General features: G+C 69.4%; 16 protein-coding genes. 7 read left to right on the forward strand and 9 right to left on the reverse strand.

Annotation, left to right across the window (positions count from 1 at the left end; translation table 11 throughout):
* Positions 1-36: 36 nt before the first annotated feature.
* The 4 genes from ACFKCF_RS29450 to ACFKCF_RS29465 all read right to left on the reverse strand — a co-directional run bounded on the left by ACFKCF_RS29450 (position 37) and on the right by ACFKCF_RS29465 (position 4,095).
* Positions 37-369, reverse strand: a complete 333-nt coding sequence (locus tag ACFKCF_RS29450; protein ID WP_394498508.1) for an antibiotic biosynthesis monooxygenase family protein — start codon at positions 367-369, stop codon at positions 37-39.
* 317 nt (positions 370-686) lie between these two features.
* Positions 687-1,427 carry a succinate dehydrogenase/fumarate reductase iron-sulfur subunit gene (locus tag ACFKCF_RS29455; protein WP_394498509.1) on the reverse strand — a complete coding sequence of 247 codons (741 nt, stop codon included), beginning with the start codon at positions 1,425-1,427 and terminating at the stop codon, positions 687-689.
* Positions 1,424-3,346, reverse strand: a complete 1,923-nt coding sequence (locus ACFKCF_RS29460; RefSeq protein ID WP_394498510.1) for a fumarate reductase/succinate dehydrogenase flavoprotein subunit — start codon at positions 3,344-3,346, stop codon at positions 1,424-1,426. The genes ACFKCF_RS29455 and ACFKCF_RS29460 overlap by 4 nt, the downstream gene beginning before the upstream one ends.
* Complete coding sequence (locus ACFKCF_RS29465; RefSeq protein ID WP_394498511.1) at positions 3,346-4,095, reverse strand: succinate dehydrogenase cytochrome b subunit; 750 nt, start codon at positions 4,093-4,095, stop codon at positions 3,346-3,348. The genes ACFKCF_RS29460 and ACFKCF_RS29465 overlap by 1 nt, the downstream gene beginning before the upstream one ends.
* A 134-nt stretch (positions 4,096-4,229) precedes the next feature.
* On the opposite strand from ACFKCF_RS29465, the gene ACFKCF_RS29470 reads away from it, so the two are divergent.
* The 7 genes from ACFKCF_RS29470 to ACFKCF_RS29500 all read left to right on the forward strand — a co-directional run bounded on the left by ACFKCF_RS29470 (position 4,230) and on the right by ACFKCF_RS29500 (position 11,548).
* Positions 4,230-5,159 carry a LysR family transcriptional regulator gene (locus ACFKCF_RS29470; RefSeq protein WP_394498512.1) on the forward strand — a complete coding sequence of 310 codons (930 nt, stop codon included), beginning with the start codon at positions 4,230-4,232 and terminating at the stop codon, positions 5,157-5,159.
* 31 nt (positions 5,160-5,190) lie between these two features.
* The gene (locus ACFKCF_RS29475) at positions 5,191-6,324 is read left to right on the forward strand and encodes a PP2C family protein-serine/threonine phosphatase (protein ID WP_394498513.1); all 1,134 of its coding nucleotides are present in this window, start codon (positions 5,191-5,193) and stop codon (positions 6,322-6,324) included.
* A complete protein-coding gene (locus ACFKCF_RS29480; protein WP_394498514.1) occupies positions 6,321-7,466 on the forward strand; it encodes an ATP-binding protein in 1,146 nt (381 codons plus the stop codon). Before ACFKCF_RS29475 ends, ACFKCF_RS29480 begins: the two co-directional genes overlap by 4 nt.
* The gene (locus tag ACFKCF_RS29485; RefSeq protein WP_394498515.1) at positions 7,459-7,908 is read left to right on the forward strand and encodes a response regulator; all 450 of its coding nucleotides are present in this window, start codon (positions 7,459-7,461) and stop codon (positions 7,906-7,908) included. Before ACFKCF_RS29480 ends, ACFKCF_RS29485 begins: the two co-directional genes overlap by 8 nt.
* Before the next feature lie 194 nt (positions 7,909-8,102).
* On the forward strand, positions 8,103-8,888 hold the full coding sequence (locus ACFKCF_RS29490; RefSeq protein ID WP_394498516.1) for a hypothetical protein: 786 nt from the start codon (positions 8,103-8,105) through the stop codon (positions 8,886-8,888).
* Between the two features lie 12 nt (positions 8,889-8,900).
* The gene (locus ACFKCF_RS29495; protein WP_394498517.1) at positions 8,901-10,799 is read left to right on the forward strand and encodes a fumarate reductase/succinate dehydrogenase flavoprotein subunit; all 1,899 of its coding nucleotides are present in this window, start codon (positions 8,901-8,903) and stop codon (positions 10,797-10,799) included.
* On the forward strand, positions 10,796-11,548 hold the full coding sequence (locus tag ACFKCF_RS29500) for a succinate dehydrogenase/fumarate reductase iron-sulfur subunit (RefSeq protein ID WP_394498518.1): 753 nt from the start codon (positions 10,796-10,798) through the stop codon (positions 11,546-11,548). The genes ACFKCF_RS29495 and ACFKCF_RS29500 overlap by 4 nt, the downstream gene beginning before the upstream one ends.
* Positions 11,549-11,600: 52 nt before the next feature.
* On the opposite strand, the gene ACFKCF_RS29505 is transcribed toward ACFKCF_RS29500, so the two are convergent.
* The 5 genes from ACFKCF_RS29505 to ACFKCF_RS29525 all read right to left on the reverse strand — a co-directional run bounded on the left by ACFKCF_RS29505 (position 11,601) and on the right by ACFKCF_RS29525 (position 16,646).
* On the reverse strand, positions 11,601-12,899 hold the full coding sequence (locus tag ACFKCF_RS29505; RefSeq protein ID WP_394498519.1) for a hypothetical protein: 1,299 nt from the start codon (positions 12,897-12,899) through the stop codon (positions 11,601-11,603).
* Positions 12,900-12,977: 78 nt separating this feature from the next.
* Positions 12,978-14,411 carry a hypothetical protein gene (locus ACFKCF_RS29510; protein ID WP_394498520.1) on the reverse strand — a complete coding sequence of 478 codons (1,434 nt, stop codon included), beginning with the start codon at positions 14,409-14,411 and terminating at the stop codon, positions 12,978-12,980.
* A gap of 116 nt (positions 14,412-14,527) precedes the next feature.
* The gene (locus ACFKCF_RS29515) at positions 14,528-14,932 is read right to left on the reverse strand and encodes a (deoxy)nucleoside triphosphate pyrophosphohydrolase (RefSeq protein ID WP_394498521.1); all 405 of its coding nucleotides are present in this window, start codon (positions 14,930-14,932) and stop codon (positions 14,528-14,530) included.
* Entirely contained in the window at positions 14,929-16,023 is a 1,095-nt protein-coding gene (locus tag ACFKCF_RS29520; protein ID WP_394498522.1) for an NlpC/P60 family protein, read from the reverse strand. Before ACFKCF_RS29520 ends, ACFKCF_RS29515 begins: the two co-directional genes overlap by 4 nt.
* Positions 16,020-16,646, reverse strand: a complete 627-nt coding sequence (locus ACFKCF_RS29525; RefSeq protein WP_394498523.1) for a hypothetical protein — start codon at positions 16,644-16,646, stop codon at positions 16,020-16,022. Before ACFKCF_RS29525 ends, ACFKCF_RS29520 begins: the two co-directional genes overlap by 4 nt.
* Between the last annotated feature and the right edge of the window lie 4 nt (positions 16,647-16,650).

Genomic DNA, 16,650 nt, shown 5'->3' on the forward strand with positions numbered 1-16,650 from the left:
GCGACCACCAGGTGCGCCGCGCAGCACCCGCCTCGGTCATCGGTCGCGCTCCGGGTCGGCCAAGGCGCCCTGCTCGTCACCCACCACCTCGGCGATGGCCGCGAAGAAGGCGGCGATGCCGGGCAGGTTGGCGCCCTTGGCACGGGAGGCGGCGAAGTCGTCCGCCGACCGCCACTCGACGATGTCCAGCCACTCCTCGTCCGGCAGCCGTACGAGCCGGGCGTCCACGAACCCCTGCCGGTCGGCGCGGAAAGCCGTCAACATGGCGGGCCGGGCGGCCAGCAACGCGTCGACCTGGTCCGGCGCCACCTTGAACCGTGTCAGCTCCACGAAGGTCGTCATCGTCATCTCCTCGATCGGTTCCGCCATCAGACGATATAGTCACTATTTATTATAGTCAAGATTAGTGACAATCACTGGAGTCGCCGATCCAACGCATTGTCGAATCGCTGCCAGGCATGCCCCGGCCAGGCGAGGACCCTGGTCCGGGGTGGGTTCCAGCAGGCCCAGCCGGTAACCGGGCAACGGGCGGGCCCGACCAGTCGCCGAAGGCGGGGGTGCGCCGACAGGCGCCTTGATAGGAGACAGCCTGAGCCCCGAGCGCGAAGCGCTTCCTTGGGAAGCCCTTTTTGCTCGGGGCGGGCATCAGACGGCCCACTGTCCGGATGGGGCAGGCGCGTAACCTGCTACTTGGCGTTGGCCTTCAGGTAGTCGGTGTTCATCTGGGCGATGGTGTCCAGCGGGATGCCCTTGGGGCACACCGCCGTGCACTCTCCCGTGTTCGTGCAGCCGCCGAACCCCTCCGCGTCCATCTGGTCCACCATGGCCTTGGCGCGCGACAGTCGCTCCGGCTGGCCCTGGGGCAGCAGGCTCAGGTGGGTGATCTTGGCGGCGGTGAACAGGGAGGCGGAGCCGTTCGGGCAGGCCGCCACGCACGCGCCACAGCCGATGCAGGTCGCCGCGTCGAAGGCCGCGTCCGCGTCCTCCTTGCGTACGGGGATGCTGTGGGCGTCCGGGGCCGAGCCAGCCGGGACCGAGACGAAGCCGCCCGCCTGGATGATCCGGTCGAAGGCGCTGCGGTCCACGACCAGGTCCTTGACGACGGGGAAGGGGGCGGCGCGCCACGGCTCGATGGTGATCGTGGCGTCGTCCTCGAAGTGACGCATGTGCAGCTGGCACGTCGTCGTCGCGCGCTGCTCCCCGTGCGCGACGCCGTTGATGACCATGCCGCACATGCCGCAGATGCCCTCGCGGCAGTCGTGGTCGAAGGCGATCGGGTCGTCGCCCTCCAGGATGAGACGCTCGTTCAGGACGTCCAGCATCTCCAGGAAGGACATGTCCGGGGAGACGTCTTCAACCCGGTAGGTCACCATCCGGCCGGAATCGGTAGGGCCGCTCTGGCGCCAGACCTTGAGGGTCAGATTCACTTGTAGCTCCGCTGGCTCATCTTGACGTACTCGTACTCGAGCGCTTCCTTGTGCAGCACCGGCCCGTCGGGCGTGGACTCCCAGGCCGACACGTGCGCGAAGTGCTCGTCGTCGCGCAGGGCCTCGCCGTCGGCGTCCTGGGACTCGGCGCGGAAGTGGCCGCCGCAGGACTCCGTGCGGACCAGCGCGTCCAGGCACATGAGCTCGGCCAGGTCGAAGAAGTCGGCGACGCGGCCGGCCTTCTCCAGGACCTGGTTCAGCTCCTCCGCCGTGCCGCTCACCTTGACGTTCTGCCAGAACTCTTCGCGCAGCTCGGGGATGCGCTCCAGCGCCTTGCGCAGCGATTCCTCGGTGCGCTCCATGCCGCAGTAGTCCCACATGAGCTTGCCCAGCTCGCGGTGGAAGGAGTCGGGGGTACGGGTGCCGTTCACGGACAGGAGCCGGTCGATCTTGTTCCGGACCTTGATCTCGGCCTCCGCCACGGCCTCCTCGTCCACGTCGCCGAACGGCCCGGCGGCCAGGTAGTCGCCGAGGGTGGTCGGCAGGACGAAGTAGCCGTCGGCCAGGCCCTGCATCAGCGCCGAGGCGCCGAGGCGGTTCGCGCCGTGGTCGGAGAAGTTGGCCTCGCCGATGACGAACAGGCCCGGGATCGTGGACTGCAGGTCGTAGTCCACCCACAGCCCGCCCATCGTGTAGTGGACGGCCGGGTAGATGCGCATCGGCACGTCGTACGGGTTCTCGCCGGTGATGCGCTCGTACATCTCGAAGAGGTTGCCGTACTTCTTCTCCACGGCCTCGCGCCCGAGACGCGCGATGGCATCGCGGAAGTCCAGGTAGACGCCCAGACCGCCGGGGCCGACGCCGCGGCCCTCGTCGCAGACGTTCTTGGCGGCGCGGGAGGCGATGTCACGCGGGACCAGGTTGCCGAAGGCGGGATAGATCCGCTCCAGGTAGTAGTCGCGCTCCTCGTCCGGGATGTCCCCGGGGGCGCGGGTGTCGTTCTTGCGCAGCGGCACCCAGACGCGGCCGTCGTTGCGCAGCGACTCCGACATCAGCGTCAGCTTCGACTGGTACTCGCCGGAGACGGGGATGCAGGTCGGGTGGATCTGCGTGTAGCAGGGGTTGGCGAAGTACGCGCCGCGCTCGTGCGCCCGCCAGATCGCCGTCGTGTTGCAGCCCTTGGCGTTCGTGGACAGGAAGAACACGTTGCCGTAGCCGCCCGTGGCCAGCACCACGGCGTCGGCGAGGTGGCGCTCGATCTCGCCGGTCACCATGTCGCGCACGATGACGCCGCGCGCCCGCCCGTCGGAGACGATCACGTCGAGCATCTCGTGCCGGGTGTGCATGGTCACGGTCCCGGCCGCGATCTGCCGTTCCAGCGCCTGGTACGCGCCCAGCAGGAGCTGCTGGCCCGTCTGGCCGCGGGCGTAGAACGTACGGGAGACCTGGGCGCCGCCGAAGGAGCGGGTGTCGAGCAGGCCGCCGTACTCGCGGGCGAAGGGGACGCCCTGGGCCACGGCCTGGTCGATGATGTTCACCGAGACCTGGGCCAGGCGGTAGACGTTCGACTCGCGGGCGCGGAAGTCGCCGCCCTTGACCGTGTCGTAGAAGAGCCGGTAGATGCTGTCGCCGTCACCGCGGTAGTTCTTGGCGGCGTTGATCCCGCCCTGCGCGGCGATGGAGTGGGCGCGGCGCGGCGTGTCCTGGTAGCAGAACGACTTGACGTTGTAGCCCAGCTCGCCCAGCGTCGCCGCGGCCGAGCCGCCCGCCAGGCCGGTGCCGACCACGATCACGTTGAGCTTGCGCTTGTTGGCGGGGTTGACCAGCTTCGCGCTGAACTTCCGCTTCTCCCAGCGCTCCTCGATGGGCCCGGCCGGAGCCTTGGTGTCCCGGATCTCCGGGCCTTCCGTGAATTTCATTACTTCACAACTCCGAAGGTGATCGCGAGTGGCGGCGCGAGGAACCCGATGACCAGCACGGCGGACACCAGCCCGGCGACCGGACGGAGAGCCTTGTTACGCGTGCGGTTGGCCCAGCCGAGGGTCTGGAAGGCGCTCCAGACGCCGTGCCGCAGGTGCAGGCCGACCATGACGACGGCGACCACGTAGATCAGGGTCACCCACCACCGGGAGGGGTCGAAGCCGGCGATCATCCGGTCGGCGGGCGCGGAGTCGAAGCCCTTGGGGTTCACGACGCCGAAGGTCAGGTCCAGCAGGTGCCAGACGAGGAAGAGCAGGATGGTGAGGCCGCCGAACCGCATGATGTGCGTCGCGTAGCCGTTCGCCTGCGACTTCTTGGCGACGTACTTGACCGGCCTGGCGTGGTGGGCGCGGCGGGACAGCGAGATCGCGGCCCACATGTGCAGGACGACCGACGCGACGAGGACGACCTCGAGCAGGGTCAGCACCGTTCGATATGGCGCGATCGGCTCCAGGAGCGTACGCAGCGCGTGGGCGTACTCGTTGAACGAGTCCCGGCCCAGGAAGATCTTGAGGTTGCCCAGCATGTGGAGGACGAGGAAGAGCACCATCACGGCCCCCGTGACGGCCATGACGGCTTTCTTGCCGTTCGACGAGCGCAGGAACCCGCTGGGCCTCCTGCTCGTTGGAGCGTTCTTGCGAGCGGTAACAGGCGCGGTGGCTGCGCCGCGCTCTATCGTGGCAGTCACGTCTTCAGACGCTAGGTATCCAGCAATCATCCGTCCAAGTCATGACGGGTCTGGTTTCGATAGCCACCGGCTATGATGCTTGGTTTGTACGGTCGCCCCACGGAAATGACGCCGCTCGGTGCGAGGAAAATCACATGCAGTTGCAACAGCTCGCGTACTTCGTGGCGGTCGCGGAGAGCAGGCACTTCACCCAGGCGGCCGAGCGCATGAGGGTCGCGCAGCCGTCGCTCAGCAAGCAGATCAAGGCCCTGGAGTCCGATCTGGGCGCCCCGCTGTTCTCCCGGGCCCGGGGCAATGTCACGCTGACGCCGGCCGGTGAGGCGCTGCTGCCGCTAGCCCGCAGGATCCTCGCCGACGCCGACACCGCCAGGCAGGAGGTGGCCCAGCTCGCCGGGCTCCGCCGGGGGCGGGTGCGGCTGGGCGCCACGCCGTCGCTCTGCGCGGGGCTGATGGCCGACGCGCTGGCCCGCTTCCACCGCGCGTACCCGGGGATCGAGCTGCTGGTGGAGGAGGGCGGCTCGCGTGACCTCGTCAGGGCGCTCGCGCGGGGGCAGCTCGACCTGTCGCTGATCATCATGCCGCTGCAGAGCGACGACCCCTCGCTGGTGACCGAGGAGATCCTGCGGGAGAACCTGGTGGTGGCCGCCCCTTCCCACGAGCGGCCGAAGGGCCCGTACATGGAGATCGAGGCCCTGCGCGGGCGGCAGATGGTGATGTTCAGGCGCGGCTACGACCTGCGGGAGGCCACCCTGGCGGCCTGCCGGCAGGCCGGGTTCGAGCCCAGGTTCGCGGTGCAGGGCGGCGAGATGGACGCCGTGCTGCGGTTCGTGGAGGCGGGGCTGGGCGTGGCCGTGGTGCCCTCGATGGTGCTCGACGGGCGCCCGGGGCTGTCCGGCACGCCGCTCGCGCCGCCGGGGCTCAGCCGTACGATCGCGCTGGCCCAGCGCAAGGACGTCGAGCCGACCAGGGCCGCCCAGGCGTTCAGGGAGACCCTGCTGTCGTTCGTGGTGGAGGCCGGTCACGAAGGCACGCTTCCGCAAGGGGTGGATCTCATCGCAGAATGACCTGGACGGACCGACTCCCTGGTGAGGCGTTTTGACGGCACATCTTTCGGAGACGCTGACGCTGCTCCTGATCGAGGACGACGACGGCGACGCCTTCCTCGTGGAGGAGCTGCTCAAACAGGCCCTCGCGCCGCCGAAGGTCTTCTGGGCGCGCAGCCTGGAGGAGGCCAAGGCCAAGCTGACGTCCCAGATCCAGTGCGTGCTGGTCGATCTCTCGCTGCCCGACGCCAGCGGCCTGGAGGCCCTGGAAGCGGTCCTCGCGCTGGCGCCGCACACCGCCGTGCTGGTCCTCACCGGGCTCAGGGACGCGCACGTGGGGGTGGCCGCCGTCCAGGCCGGCGCGCAGGACTACCTGGTCAAAGGCGACGTCGACGAGCGGCTGCTGGCCAGGGCCATCCGATACTCGATGGAGCGCAAGCGGGCCGACCTGGCCCATCTCAGCCTCGTGCAGGCGGAGCTGACGGCCAAGGAGAACGCCAGGCTGCAGGGCGCCCTGCTCCCCGGCCCCCTGCTGCGTACCGACGCGATCGAGCACGTCACCCGCTACCTGCCGGGCAGCGGCGGCACGCTGGCCGGCGACTTCTTCGACACCGTTCAGACGCCGGACGGCTCGGTGCACATCGTGATCGGCGACGTCTGCGGGCACGGCCCCGACGAGGCGGCGCTCGGTGTGGCGCTGCGCATCGCCTGGCGCACGCTGGTCCTCGCCGGCCAGACGGACGACACGCTGCTGCGCACGATGGACGCCCTGTTGCGGGCCGAGCGGAACACCCCCGAGATCTTCACCACCCTGTGCATGGCCACGCTCAGCCCCGACCTGCGGCACGCCAGGATGCGCGTGGTCGGGCACCCGCCGCCGGTGCTGGTGCGCGACGGCGAGGTCCAGGTGGTCGGCGGCGCGCCTTCCGGACCGCCGCTCGGGATCTTCTCGGACGCGGAGTGGTCGGTCATCGACGTGCCGCTGGGCGACGAGTGGTCCATGATGCTCTACACCGACGGCCTGATCGAGGCCGCGGTGGGCGAGGGCGAAGAGCTGCTCGGCGTGGAGGGCCTGCTCGATCTCGTACGCGAGCACGGCGCCATCGATCTCGACCGGCTCATCACCCACGTGGGCACGCTGAGCGACGACCTCGCCGTGGTCCTGGTCCGGAGGAGGAGACGATGAGCATCAACCCGCTGCCTCCCCCCAAGGAGCCGATCGGGCTGGGCAGGCTGCCCGTGGCCCGCTGGTTCCTGATCATGGGCCTGGTGGCCGGTGTCGTGTTCCTGGCCGGGATCGTGGTGGCCATGATGTTCAGCGCGCGCGCCCGCGCGCTGGCGCGGGTGCCCGCCGTCGAGGAGCAGCTCGACCAGCTCAACATGGCGCTGATCGTGCTCTTCGCGGTGATGGCCGCGTTCGGCATCGCGCTGGCCTTCATCATCCGGTACGCCGTGCTGAAACCCATCGACCAGCTCGCCCTGCAGGTCCGCACCGTGGCCGCCGGCGACTTCGACCACGCCCTGCACGTCGACAGGCCGGCGGAGCTGGCCGAGCTGTCCAGCCACGTCGACTCCATGCGCAGGCGCATCGTGTCGGCCTGGCGGACGGCCGACGACCAGGCCGAGGAGCTGCGCAGGTCCAACGGGGAGCTGGAGCAGTTCGCGTACGTGGCCAGCCACGACCTGCAGGAGCCGCTGCGCAAGGTCGCCAGCTTCACGCAGATGCTGGAGCAGCGCTACGGCTCCGAGCTCGACGAGCGGGCCAAGCAGTACATTCACTACGCGGTCGACGGCGCCAAGCGCATGCAGCTGCTGATCAACGACCTGCTCGACTTCTCCAGGGTCGGCCGGGTGACCGGCGGGAGGATTACGGTCGACTCGGGGAAGGCGCTCGACACGGCGCTGGACAACCTGTCGGCCACGATCGAGGACAGCGAGGCCACGGTCACCAGGGACGAGCTGCCCGCGGTCAAGGGCAACCGGGTGCAGCTCACCCAGCTGTTCCAGAACCTCATCGAGAACGCCGTCAAGTTCCGCTCCGAGGAGCCCCCGCGCATCCACATCGGGGCCACCAGGTCCGGCGGCATGTGGGAGTTCAGCTGCTCCGACAACGGCATCGGGGTCGAGCCCAAGTACGCCGACCGCATCTTCCTGATCTTCCAGCGACTCCACCCCCGCGACGTGTACCCGGGTACTGGCATCGGGCTGGCACTTTGCCGCAAGATCGTCGAGTACCACGGCGGACAGCTCTGGCTCGACGGCGAGGCCGAGGGCCAGGGCACGACGTTCCGCTGGACGCTGCCGGCCGCGGGAGACGACGATGAATGAGGGGCGCCCCATCGAGGTGCTTCTGGTGGAGGATGACCAGGGGGACATCCTGCTCACCAAGGAGGCCTTCGACTTCAACAAGGTGCGAAACCGCCTCAACGTGGTCAACGACGGCGAGCAGGCGATGGCGTTCCTGCGCAATGAGGACGGATTCGCCGACGCGCCGAGGCCGGACCTCATCCTGCTCGACCTCAACCTGCCGAGGATGAGCGGCCTGGAGGTGCTGGCCGAGGTCAAGGCCGACGCCGGGTTGCGGACGATCCCGGTGGTGATCCTGACGACCTCTGAGGCGGAGGAGGACATCCTGCACAGCTACCGGTTGCATGCCAATGCGTATGTGTCCAAACCGGTGGACTTTGAGCAATTTATCCGGGTTGTCCGGCAGATAGATGATTTTTTCGTGACTGTGGTTAAGTTGCCCGCCCACGGGCAGCGCCCCTGACGGGCGTACGTGACAGGAATCACAGCTAGTCATCGAAATTGTGAGTGACCCCGCTCACAAATTCGCATGCTGTCGTCGTAACGTATCCCCCACCAACGCGCGCCTGAGCGGTCGCTCGCCGCCCGCGCGCCCAGCGAATACGAAAACCACGGACCCCCTGCGCGACGGGTCCGCGGGAGGTGGAGAGGTCCGCGATGACCCAGACTACGCCCGACGCTCCGGTCAGAAGGCAGCGAGCGCAAGTCAAGGTGCGCACCCTGCGCACCGACCGATGGTGGCTTGTGCCGCTGCTGACGTTCCTCGGGCTCAGCTCATTCCTTGTCTACGGCGTGTGGGCGATCATCGACAACAGCTATTTCGTCGATCCCTACATAGCGCCGTTCTCGTCGCCCTGTCTGGCGACGTCATGTCCCGAGGGAGCCCGGCTGTTCGGCCTGGCGCCGTTCGGCGACTGGTACGCACTCCCGCCGGGGCTGCTGATCCTCGGCCTGCCGGGCGGTTTCCGGCTTACCTGCTACTACTACCGCAAGTCCTACTATCGCTCCTTCTGGCTCTCGCCTCCGGCGTGCGCCGTCCAGGAGCCGCACGGCAAGTACACCGGCGAGCGGCGCTTCCCGCTGATCCTGCAGAACGTGCACCGCTACTTCTTCTACGCGGCCATCGTGATCGGCCTCATCCTGGCCTACGACGCCGTCCTGGCGCTCGTCCACAAGCCGACCGGCCTGGGCACCTGGATCCTGGTCGTCAACGCCGTCCTGATCAACGCCTACTCGCTGTCGTGCCACTCCTGCAGGCACATCACCGCGGGCAGGCTCAACCACTTCTCTCGCCACCCGCTGCGCTACCGGGCCTGGACGTTCGTGTCCAAGCTCAACGCCAAGCACCAACCCCTCGCGTGGGCCTCGATGTTCTCCGTCATGGGCGCCGACCTGTATGTCCGCCTGGTGGCCAAGGGCATCATCGCCTTCCCGTACGCGTAAGGACCAGCTTCAGTGGATAACTCGCTTAACACAGAGCGTCACGAATACGACGTCGTCGTCATCGGCGCGGGCGGCGCCGGCCTGCGGGCCGCGATCGAGGCCCGCCAGCAGGGCAAGAAGACGGCGATCGTGTGCAAGTCGCTGTTCGGCAAGGCCCACACGGTCATGGCCGAGGGCGGCGCGGCCGCCGCGATGGGCAACGTCAACTCCGACGACAACTGGATGGTGCACTTCCGTGACACCATGCGGGGCGGCAAGTTCCTCAACAACTGGCGGATGGCCGAGCTGCACGCCAAGGAGGCGCCCGACCGCGTCTGGGAGCTGGAGGCCTGGGGCGCGCTGTTCGACCGCACCAAGGACGGCAAGATCAGCCAGCGGAACTTCGGCGGGCACGAGTACCCGCGGCTCGCACACGTGGGCGACCGTACCGGCCTGGAGCTGATCCGCACGCTGCAGCAGCGCGTCGTCGCCCTCCAGCAGGAGGACTACGAGAAGCACGGCGACTACGAGGCCTACATCAAGGTCTTCGCCGAGTGCACGGTCACGCGGCTGCTCAAGGACGGGGACCGGATCGCGGGCGCGTTCGGCTACTGGCGCGAGACCGGGAACTTCATCCTTTTCGACGCGCCCACCGTGGTCCTGGCCACCGGCGGCATCGGCAAGTCGTACGTCGTCACGTCCAACTCCTGGGAGTACACCGGCGACGGCCACGCCCTGGCCCTGCTCGCCGGCGCCAACCTGATCAACATGGAGTTCATCCAGTTCCACCCCACCGGGATGGTCTGGCCGCCCTCCGTGCGCGGCATCCTCGTCACCGAGTCCGTCCGCGGTGACGGCGGCGTGCTGCGCAACTCCGAGGGCAAGCGCTTCATGTTCGACTACATCCCGGACGTCTTCAAGGACAAGTACGCGACCACGGAGGAGGAGGGCGACCGCTGGTACACCGACCAGGCCAACAACCGGCGCCCGCCGGAGCTCCTGCCGCGTGACGAGGTGGCCCGCGCGATCAACGCCGAGGTGAAGGCCGGTCGCGGCTCACCGCAGGGCGGCGTCTTCCTCGACGTCTCGACCCGGCTGCCCGCCGAGGAGATCAAGAAGCGGCTGCCGTCGATGCACCACCAGTTCAAGGAGCTGGCCGACGTCGACATCACCGCCGAGCCCATGCAGGTGGGCCCGACCTGCCACTACATCATGGGCGGCGTCGAGGTGGACGCCGACACCGGCGCGGCGGCCGTGCCGGGACTCTTCGCCGCGGGCGAGGTGTCCGGCGGCATGCACGGCTCCAACCGGCTGGGCGGCAACTCGCTGTCCGACCTGCTGGTGTTCGGGCGCCGGGCGGGCGCGGGCGCGGCGGCGTACGTGGACTCGCTGGAGGCCCGTCCCAAGGTCCTGCCCGAGCTCGTGGAGGAGGCCCGCCAGGAGGCGCTGGCGCCGCTGGGGCGCGACGGCGAGAACCCGTACGAGGTCCACCACGAGCTCCAGCGGACGATGAACGACCTGGTCGGCATCATCCGCAAGGCCGAGGAGGTCTCCGAGGCGCTCCAGGTCGTGGAGAAGCTCAAGGAGCGCGCGCAGGTGGTCGGCGCGGCCGGGTCCCGGATCTACAACCCCGGCTGGCACCTCGCGATCGACCTGCGCAACATGGTGCTGGTCTCGCAGTGCGTGGCGCGCGCCGCTCTGCTGCGCGAGGAGAGCCGCGGCGGGCACACCCGCGACGACTTCCCCGGGATGAACCCGGAATGGCGCCGCAAGCTGCTCGTCTGCTCCACCGAGGACGGCTCCACGGTCAAGGTCGAGGAGAAGCTCCAGCCGGCCATGCGGGACGACCTGATCACGCTGTTCGACCGGGACGAGCTGAAGAAGTACCTCACCGACGAAGAGATGACCGAGTTCGACGGGATTTCGAAATGAGCTACAAGGCGAAGTTCAAGGTCTGGCGCGGTGAAGGCGGTGAGGGCAAGCTCGAGGACTTCACCGTCGAGGTGAACGAGGGCGAGGTCGTCCTCGACATCATCCACCGGCTGCAGGCCACGCAGGCGCCCGACCTGGCGGTGCGCTGGAACTGCAAGGCGGGCAAGTGCGGCTCGTGCAGCATGGAGATCAACGGCAAGCCGCGCCTGGGCTGCATGACCCGGATGTCCACCTTCGAGGAGGACGAGACCATCACGGTCACGCCGATGCGGACGTTCCCGGTCATCAAGGACCTGGTGACGGACGTGTCGTTCAACTACCAGAAGGCGCGGGAGGTCCCGTCCTTCACGCCTCCGGCCGGCGTACGGCCCGGCGAGTACCGGATGCAGCAGGTCGATGTCGAGCGGTCCCAGGAGTTCCGCAAGTGCATCGAGTGCTTCATGTGCAACAACGTCTGCCACGTCATCCGTGACCACGAGGAGAACAAGGCCGACTTCTCCGGCCCCCGGTTCCTCATGCGGATCGCCGAGCTGGACATGCACCCATACGATGTGGCCGACCGCCAGGAGGCGGCGCAGGACCAGCACGGGCTCGGCTACTGCAACATCACCAAGTGCTGCACCGAGGTCTGCCCCGAGCACATCAAGATCACCGACAACGCGCTGATCCCGATGAAGGAGCGCGTGGCGGACCGCAAGTACGACCCGCTGGTGTGGCTCGGCAACAAGATCTTCAAGCGCGCCAAGTAGGCCCGAACGAATGAGGGGGCTGGATCTCCAGCCCCCTCATCTCGTTTCCCGGCTACTTCTTGCGGCCCCAGCGCCTGCGCTTGGGATCCGGCATCTCCTTGGTCTGCTCCGGCTGCCCGGGCCCCGGCGGCAGCGGCTGGACGACGGTCGCCTCCGCGTCCGGCGCCAGGTAGGGCGGCGGGTCGTACGCCTGCTGCTCCTGGTTGCGGACCGGCGGGTCGAACAGGGAGCCACCGCCCTGCCACGGCTCCGAGTCGCCCGTCTCCGCCGCCGAGACCGGGCCCAGCGGGCGCTCCTGGCCGGGGACCTCGTACGGGTCGCCGCCGCCCGGCGGGATGTCCGCCGGCGGCGGGTCCGCCGGCACCAGCGGCTCGAACGGGTCGCGGAACTCCTTGGGCTTGGGCGGCTCGTGGTTGAAGGAGTCGAACTCGTCCGGGTGCAGCACCACGGGCTCCGCCACCGGCGGCGTCGGGGCCTCCTGCGCGTAACCCTGGGGCGGGTACGGGTGCTCCTCGTAACCGGGGACCGGGGCGCTCGGATACGTCTGCACGGGGACGAAGCTGATGATCGGCGCGTACGCCGTGCCGCCCGGATAGCCGGGCGCCGGGAAGCCCGCCGTCGCGTAGTAACCGGGTCCCGCGGGATAGCCGCCACCCGGAGGAGGCGGCATGTCCGGCCGGCCCATCTGCGGCCCGGCCTTCCGCACGGCCGCCGCGTGGGCCATCCTGCGCAGCCGTCCCTCGAAGATCAGGACGGCGAAGAGCGCGAGCAGGACCAGCACCAGCGCCGGGATGCTGAGCTTCTGCGTCAGCGACTTCTGGTCGAACTCCGGCGCCGCGTTGCGCAGCTCCAGCGGCACCTCCTCGGAGGAGGCGGGCTGCGTGTCGCTCGGCTGCGCCGACGGCGCCGTGACCGGCTCGGAGGACGCGACCTCCGGGATGTCGACGGACGGCTCGGAGGTGGCCTGCGAGGGGGTCGGGGCCGTCTCGATCGTCTGGGTGGGCAGCGGCTGGGGGTTCTGGTTCTGCTGCGGCGGAGCGCTGGTGGTCGCCGGAGGCGTCGAGCTCTTCGTCGGCTTGGGTGTCTTGCTCGCCTTCGTCGGAGTGGAGGTGACGGTCTTGGTGATCGTCGTCTCCGGCTCCTCCGGCTCCGGCGTGCCCGCCGTCTCGGTGACCGTCACGGTGGTCTCCGGCGTGGTGTCGCACACCTCGCCGACGTCACAGGGATCGACCGGCTGGTACGCCGACACGGACGCGCTCGCGCTCTGCACGATGAACGGGGTCGCTCCGACGCCGGCCAAACCCAGCGCCAAGACGACGGCGGACGCGGCCGTCGCTCGCGTGCGTGCCACCGGTGCCCTCCGCGTATCCCGGAACCATGGTCAAGGGAATACTAGTCGGGTCAAAGTAACAGTAAAGCCCGGATTAACCTACGTTTTGCTTTTTCGGCGTCTTTGCACCGTGCCAATCAACCACAGGGCTCCCAGCAGCACTCCGATGCCTCCGGCGACCATCGGCAGCCCTTTCGGACCGTCCAGCGGGCTCACCCACGCGGCAGGGCGAGGGCGCTTCCGCGCCACGGCCACATTCCACGGCAGCGGCACCACGCCTTCGGCGCCGCGTGCGGACTGCCCGGCCACTCCTGGAGCGGCTTGCGGCGCCGCCATGCCGGGCACGGCCGGCACGCCGGCGATGCCCTGCGGGAGCGAACCTGCGACGCCCTGCGGTAGCGCGCCGGGCAGGGCCGGCACGGGCGCGGCGCCGGGCACCGGCTGCGGCACGGCCTCCGGCAGCCGCGGCACCTGCGGCAGGCCCTGAGGCAACTGCGGCAGACCCTGGGGCAGCTGCGGAACGGCTTGAGGCAGCCGCTGCAGGCCCTGTGGCGGCTGCGGCACAGCCTGAGGCAGCCGCTGCAGCCCCTGAGGCAGCTGCGGAGCGGCGTGAGGCAGCCCGGGCGCCTGTGGCATGGCTTGAGAGAGCCCGGCGCCCTGGGGCCACTGTGGCATCGCCTGCGGCTGCCGGGGGGCCTGCGGCATGCCGAGGCCTCTCAACCGGCGCGCGGTCCCTCCGGCCGCCTCACGCCGCGGCGCGGCCGCTTCAGCGGGCCACTGCCCTTCGAGCAGCACTCCGGCCCCGGCCAGCACACGGCGTCTGGCATGCGCCCCGGCGATCTCCGCCCCGTCGGCCTGCACCTTCGCCCAGGCCCCCGCGGGCGGGGCGGGCGCCTGCAGTTGAGCGAGGAGTCGTTCCTTCGCCTCGGCGTACGCGCGGGTCCTCCCCGGGGTCACGCCGGCCGGCGTACCGACCTGGGGCTCCGCCGGGCTCACGCGGACCGCCGGGCCGCTGAAGCCCGCGTCCTCGTCCATGACGCGCGTGGCGGCGGTCTTGGTCTTGGTCGTGACCGGACCGCCCGAGTCGGCCCGCATCCCGGCCACCGCCGCGAGCACCACCTGCTTCGCCCCTGACGGGGCGGTGAGCGTCACGTCCACCGCCCGCTCACCGGCGAGGTCGCCCAGCTCGCACACCCGCGTCCCGGGCGGGACGGTGCCCGTCAGGAGCGAACCGCCCGTGACGTTCAGCGCCTGGGCCGCCAGGGCCCGCGCGTCCCGCACCCCGCCCCGGGCCGCGCCCATCCCCGTGGCCGGCACGGGCGCGGAGGGCGTGCCAGGAGCCGGCGGGGCACAGGACACCTGCGCCAGCGCCGAGGCAGGGCTGGCCGCCACCGCCACCTTGACCCCGTCGGCCATCCCGTTCAGCCGCACCCGGAAGCGCTGGACGTCGCCCGTCCTGATCCACTTCCCGGGCGTGCTCAACCGCTCCAGCACCAGCGACACCTGGGAGGCCGCCAAAGGCACGGAGGGCACAGCCGCGAGGATCAGTGCGCCTGCAATGATCCAGCCACGCCGCATCACTCCCCAACTCCCCCGTTGCGACAGATGTCACTCTTGGTAGTCATTCTGTCACAGAAAGGAAGCAGCACCTAATCCCGCGAAAGGAGCAGATTCTCCACAGTCTTCATCACGGGCAGATCCGCCCCGAGCCACTCGACCGAGTAGTACTCGCCGGGCCCCAGCCACCGCAGCGCCAGGTGCTCCCGCGCCTCCGGGACCCCTGAGGGCAGCGAGCACAGCCACACGCGCAGCACGTACCCCTCGGAGAGCGCCCAGTCCCCGCCCACCTGCTCGCCCACCGTGACCTCCACGCCGAGCTCCTCGCGGCACTCGCGGACGAGCGCCGCCGTCTCGCTCTCGCCGGGGTCCACCTTCCCGCCAGGGAACTCCCAGCCACCCGCGAGCGCCGGCGGCTCCGCGCGCTGGGCGGCCAGCACCCGGGCGCCCGGGGCGACGATCACCGCGGCCACCACGACCGTGTCGAAATCATTCACAGGGAAGGATTCTGCAGCTTCTTCAGCTGCTCGAGCACGTCGGGGTTCTGCAGGGGGCGGGTGAAACCGATGCGGTTGTCCCGCGCCTTGTAGCTGGTGACCTTGATCGGCCCGCACAGCCGGCACCGGGCCTCCAGCATCTTGCCCTTCGACACGACCAGTCCGACGTGACCGGGGTTGTCGGCGGACGTGCCCGGCCCGGCGTTGAAGAACACCAGGTCACCGGGCTGTTCCTGGCCGTCTAAAACCTTCACGCCGAACGGCCACTGCCCGAACGTCGTACGCGGGATCGTCAGCCCCGCCTCCCGGTAGGCCGCGAAGATGACGCCCGAGCAGTCGAACGCGTCGGGCCCCGTCCCGCCCCAGAGGTACGGCTTGCCGCGCTGCGCCAGGGCGTATTCCAAAATCTTGGCCACGATGTCGCTCGGCGCGGCCTCCACCAGCGATTCGTCGCATTCCTCCGAAGCCTGCGGCGGCACCTTGACGTCGCCCGACTTGGCGTATTTCCTGGCGATCGCCTCGACCTGGTCCACGTACCACCAGGCCCGGTTGTAGACGAACAGCGCCTGCCGGACGTTCTCCGGGGCGCCGTTGCGCTTGAGCATCCGCGCGGCGCCCAGGATCGCGTCGGCCGGGTTGTAGACGTCGCCCACCCCGTCGCCGTCGCCGTCGGAGGCGTAGCCGGTGAACTTCGACGACATCGCGACCCTGGCCTTGCCGCCCCACGTGGAGATCAGGAACTGCATCGGCCCGGCCGCGCCCGCGTAGTTGGTGCCGCTCTTGACGCCCGGCAGGTTGGAGCGGCCGTGGTCGGTCTCGCGCTTGCCCACGGCGGCCAGGATGTTCCACTGGACGCCGATCTTCTTGCCGTACTCCTTGTAGAACTCCAGGTATTCGGACGGGATGTCCGACGTCGCCGAGTCGGACACCTCCTCCACCTGCGTGTTGTCCTTGCAGTCGGGCGAGGTGCCGCCGTTGCTGAGGAACGACGGCATCGAGATGAGCAGCATCGGCGACACGATGACCGCCACCAGGAGCAGCACACCGGCGGCGCCGACCAGCAGCGCGAGCCGGGTACGTGAGAGCTTCACCCCGAGGTGTCCCCCTCCTGACCCTCCGCGGCAGGCCGGATGTCGAAGATCCGCCAGTCGGCTCCCGACTGGGTCACCGTGACCGCGTACTCCTCCTGAGCCGTCTGGTTACCGCTCTTGGCGGTGACCTGCCTGGCCGAGGCGACCACGAAGATGATGGAGTTCTTCTCGATCTGCCTGATCTCCTTCAGCCTGGCCGTGGCCTTGGAGACGATCTGGTCGTTGCGGTTCTGCTCGACGGTGCCCGCCGAGGTCATGGTCCTGGTCAGCTCGTTGCCGAGCTCGGCCGTCGTGTACGCCTTCACGCGGGTCGCGTACGCCGCCGGGTCCTCGTCGTACCTGAAGGTGCCGTACTCGGCGGTGAACCGCTCGGCCAGGTCAGCCGTCGCGGCCAGCTGCTCCTTCTTCATCGGCAGGTACGAGTAGATGTCGAACGGGGCGGCGCTCGCGGTCGCGAGCGGCGTGTTGGACGTCGGCGGCGCGCTGGCGACCCTGGCCGGCTCCTGGCTGGGCCCGGCCTGCTCCTCCGGGTCGGGCCACATGGTCAGGTAGATGCCGACCGCGGCGATGACCACGACGACGGCGGCGAAGGCCAACCCCCGCCTGTCACCTCGCTGCACCATGTTC

The organism is Nonomuraea sp. JJY05, assembly GCF_043496855.1.
Lineage (GTDB): Bacteria > Actinomycetota > Actinomycetes > Streptosporangiales > Streptosporangiaceae > Nonomuraea.

Coding starts and splice junctions, on each gene's coding strand:
- ACFKCF_RS29485 (WP_394498515.1), top strand. CDS start 7,459: ATGAATGAGGGGCGCCCCATCGAGGTGCTTCTGGTGGAGGATGACCAG.
- ACFKCF_RS29480 (WP_394498514.1), top strand. CDS start 6,321: ATGAGCATCAACCCGCTGCCTCCCCCCAAGGAGCCGATCGGGCTGGGC.
- ACFKCF_RS29470 (WP_394498512.1), top strand. CDS start 4,230: ATGCAGTTGCAACAGCTCGCGTACTTCGTGGCGGTCGCGGAGAGCAGG.
- ACFKCF_RS29525 (WP_394498523.1), bottom strand. CDS start 16,646: ATGGTGCAGCGAGGTGACAGGCGGGGGTTGGCCTTCGCCGCCGTCGTC.
- ACFKCF_RS29450 (WP_394498508.1), bottom strand. CDS start 369: ATGGCGGAACCGATCGAGGAGATGACGATGACGACCTTCGTGGAGCTG.
- ACFKCF_RS29460 (WP_394498510.1), bottom strand. CDS start 3,346: ATGAAATTCACGGAAGGCCCGGAGATCCGGGACACCAAGGCTCCGGCC.
- ACFKCF_RS29490 (WP_394498516.1), top strand. CDS start 8,103: ATGACCCAGACTACGCCCGACGCTCCGGTCAGAAGGCAGCGAGCGCAA.
- ACFKCF_RS29500 (WP_394498518.1), top strand. CDS start 10,796: ATGAGCTACAAGGCGAAGTTCAAGGTCTGGCGCGGTGAAGGCGGTGAG.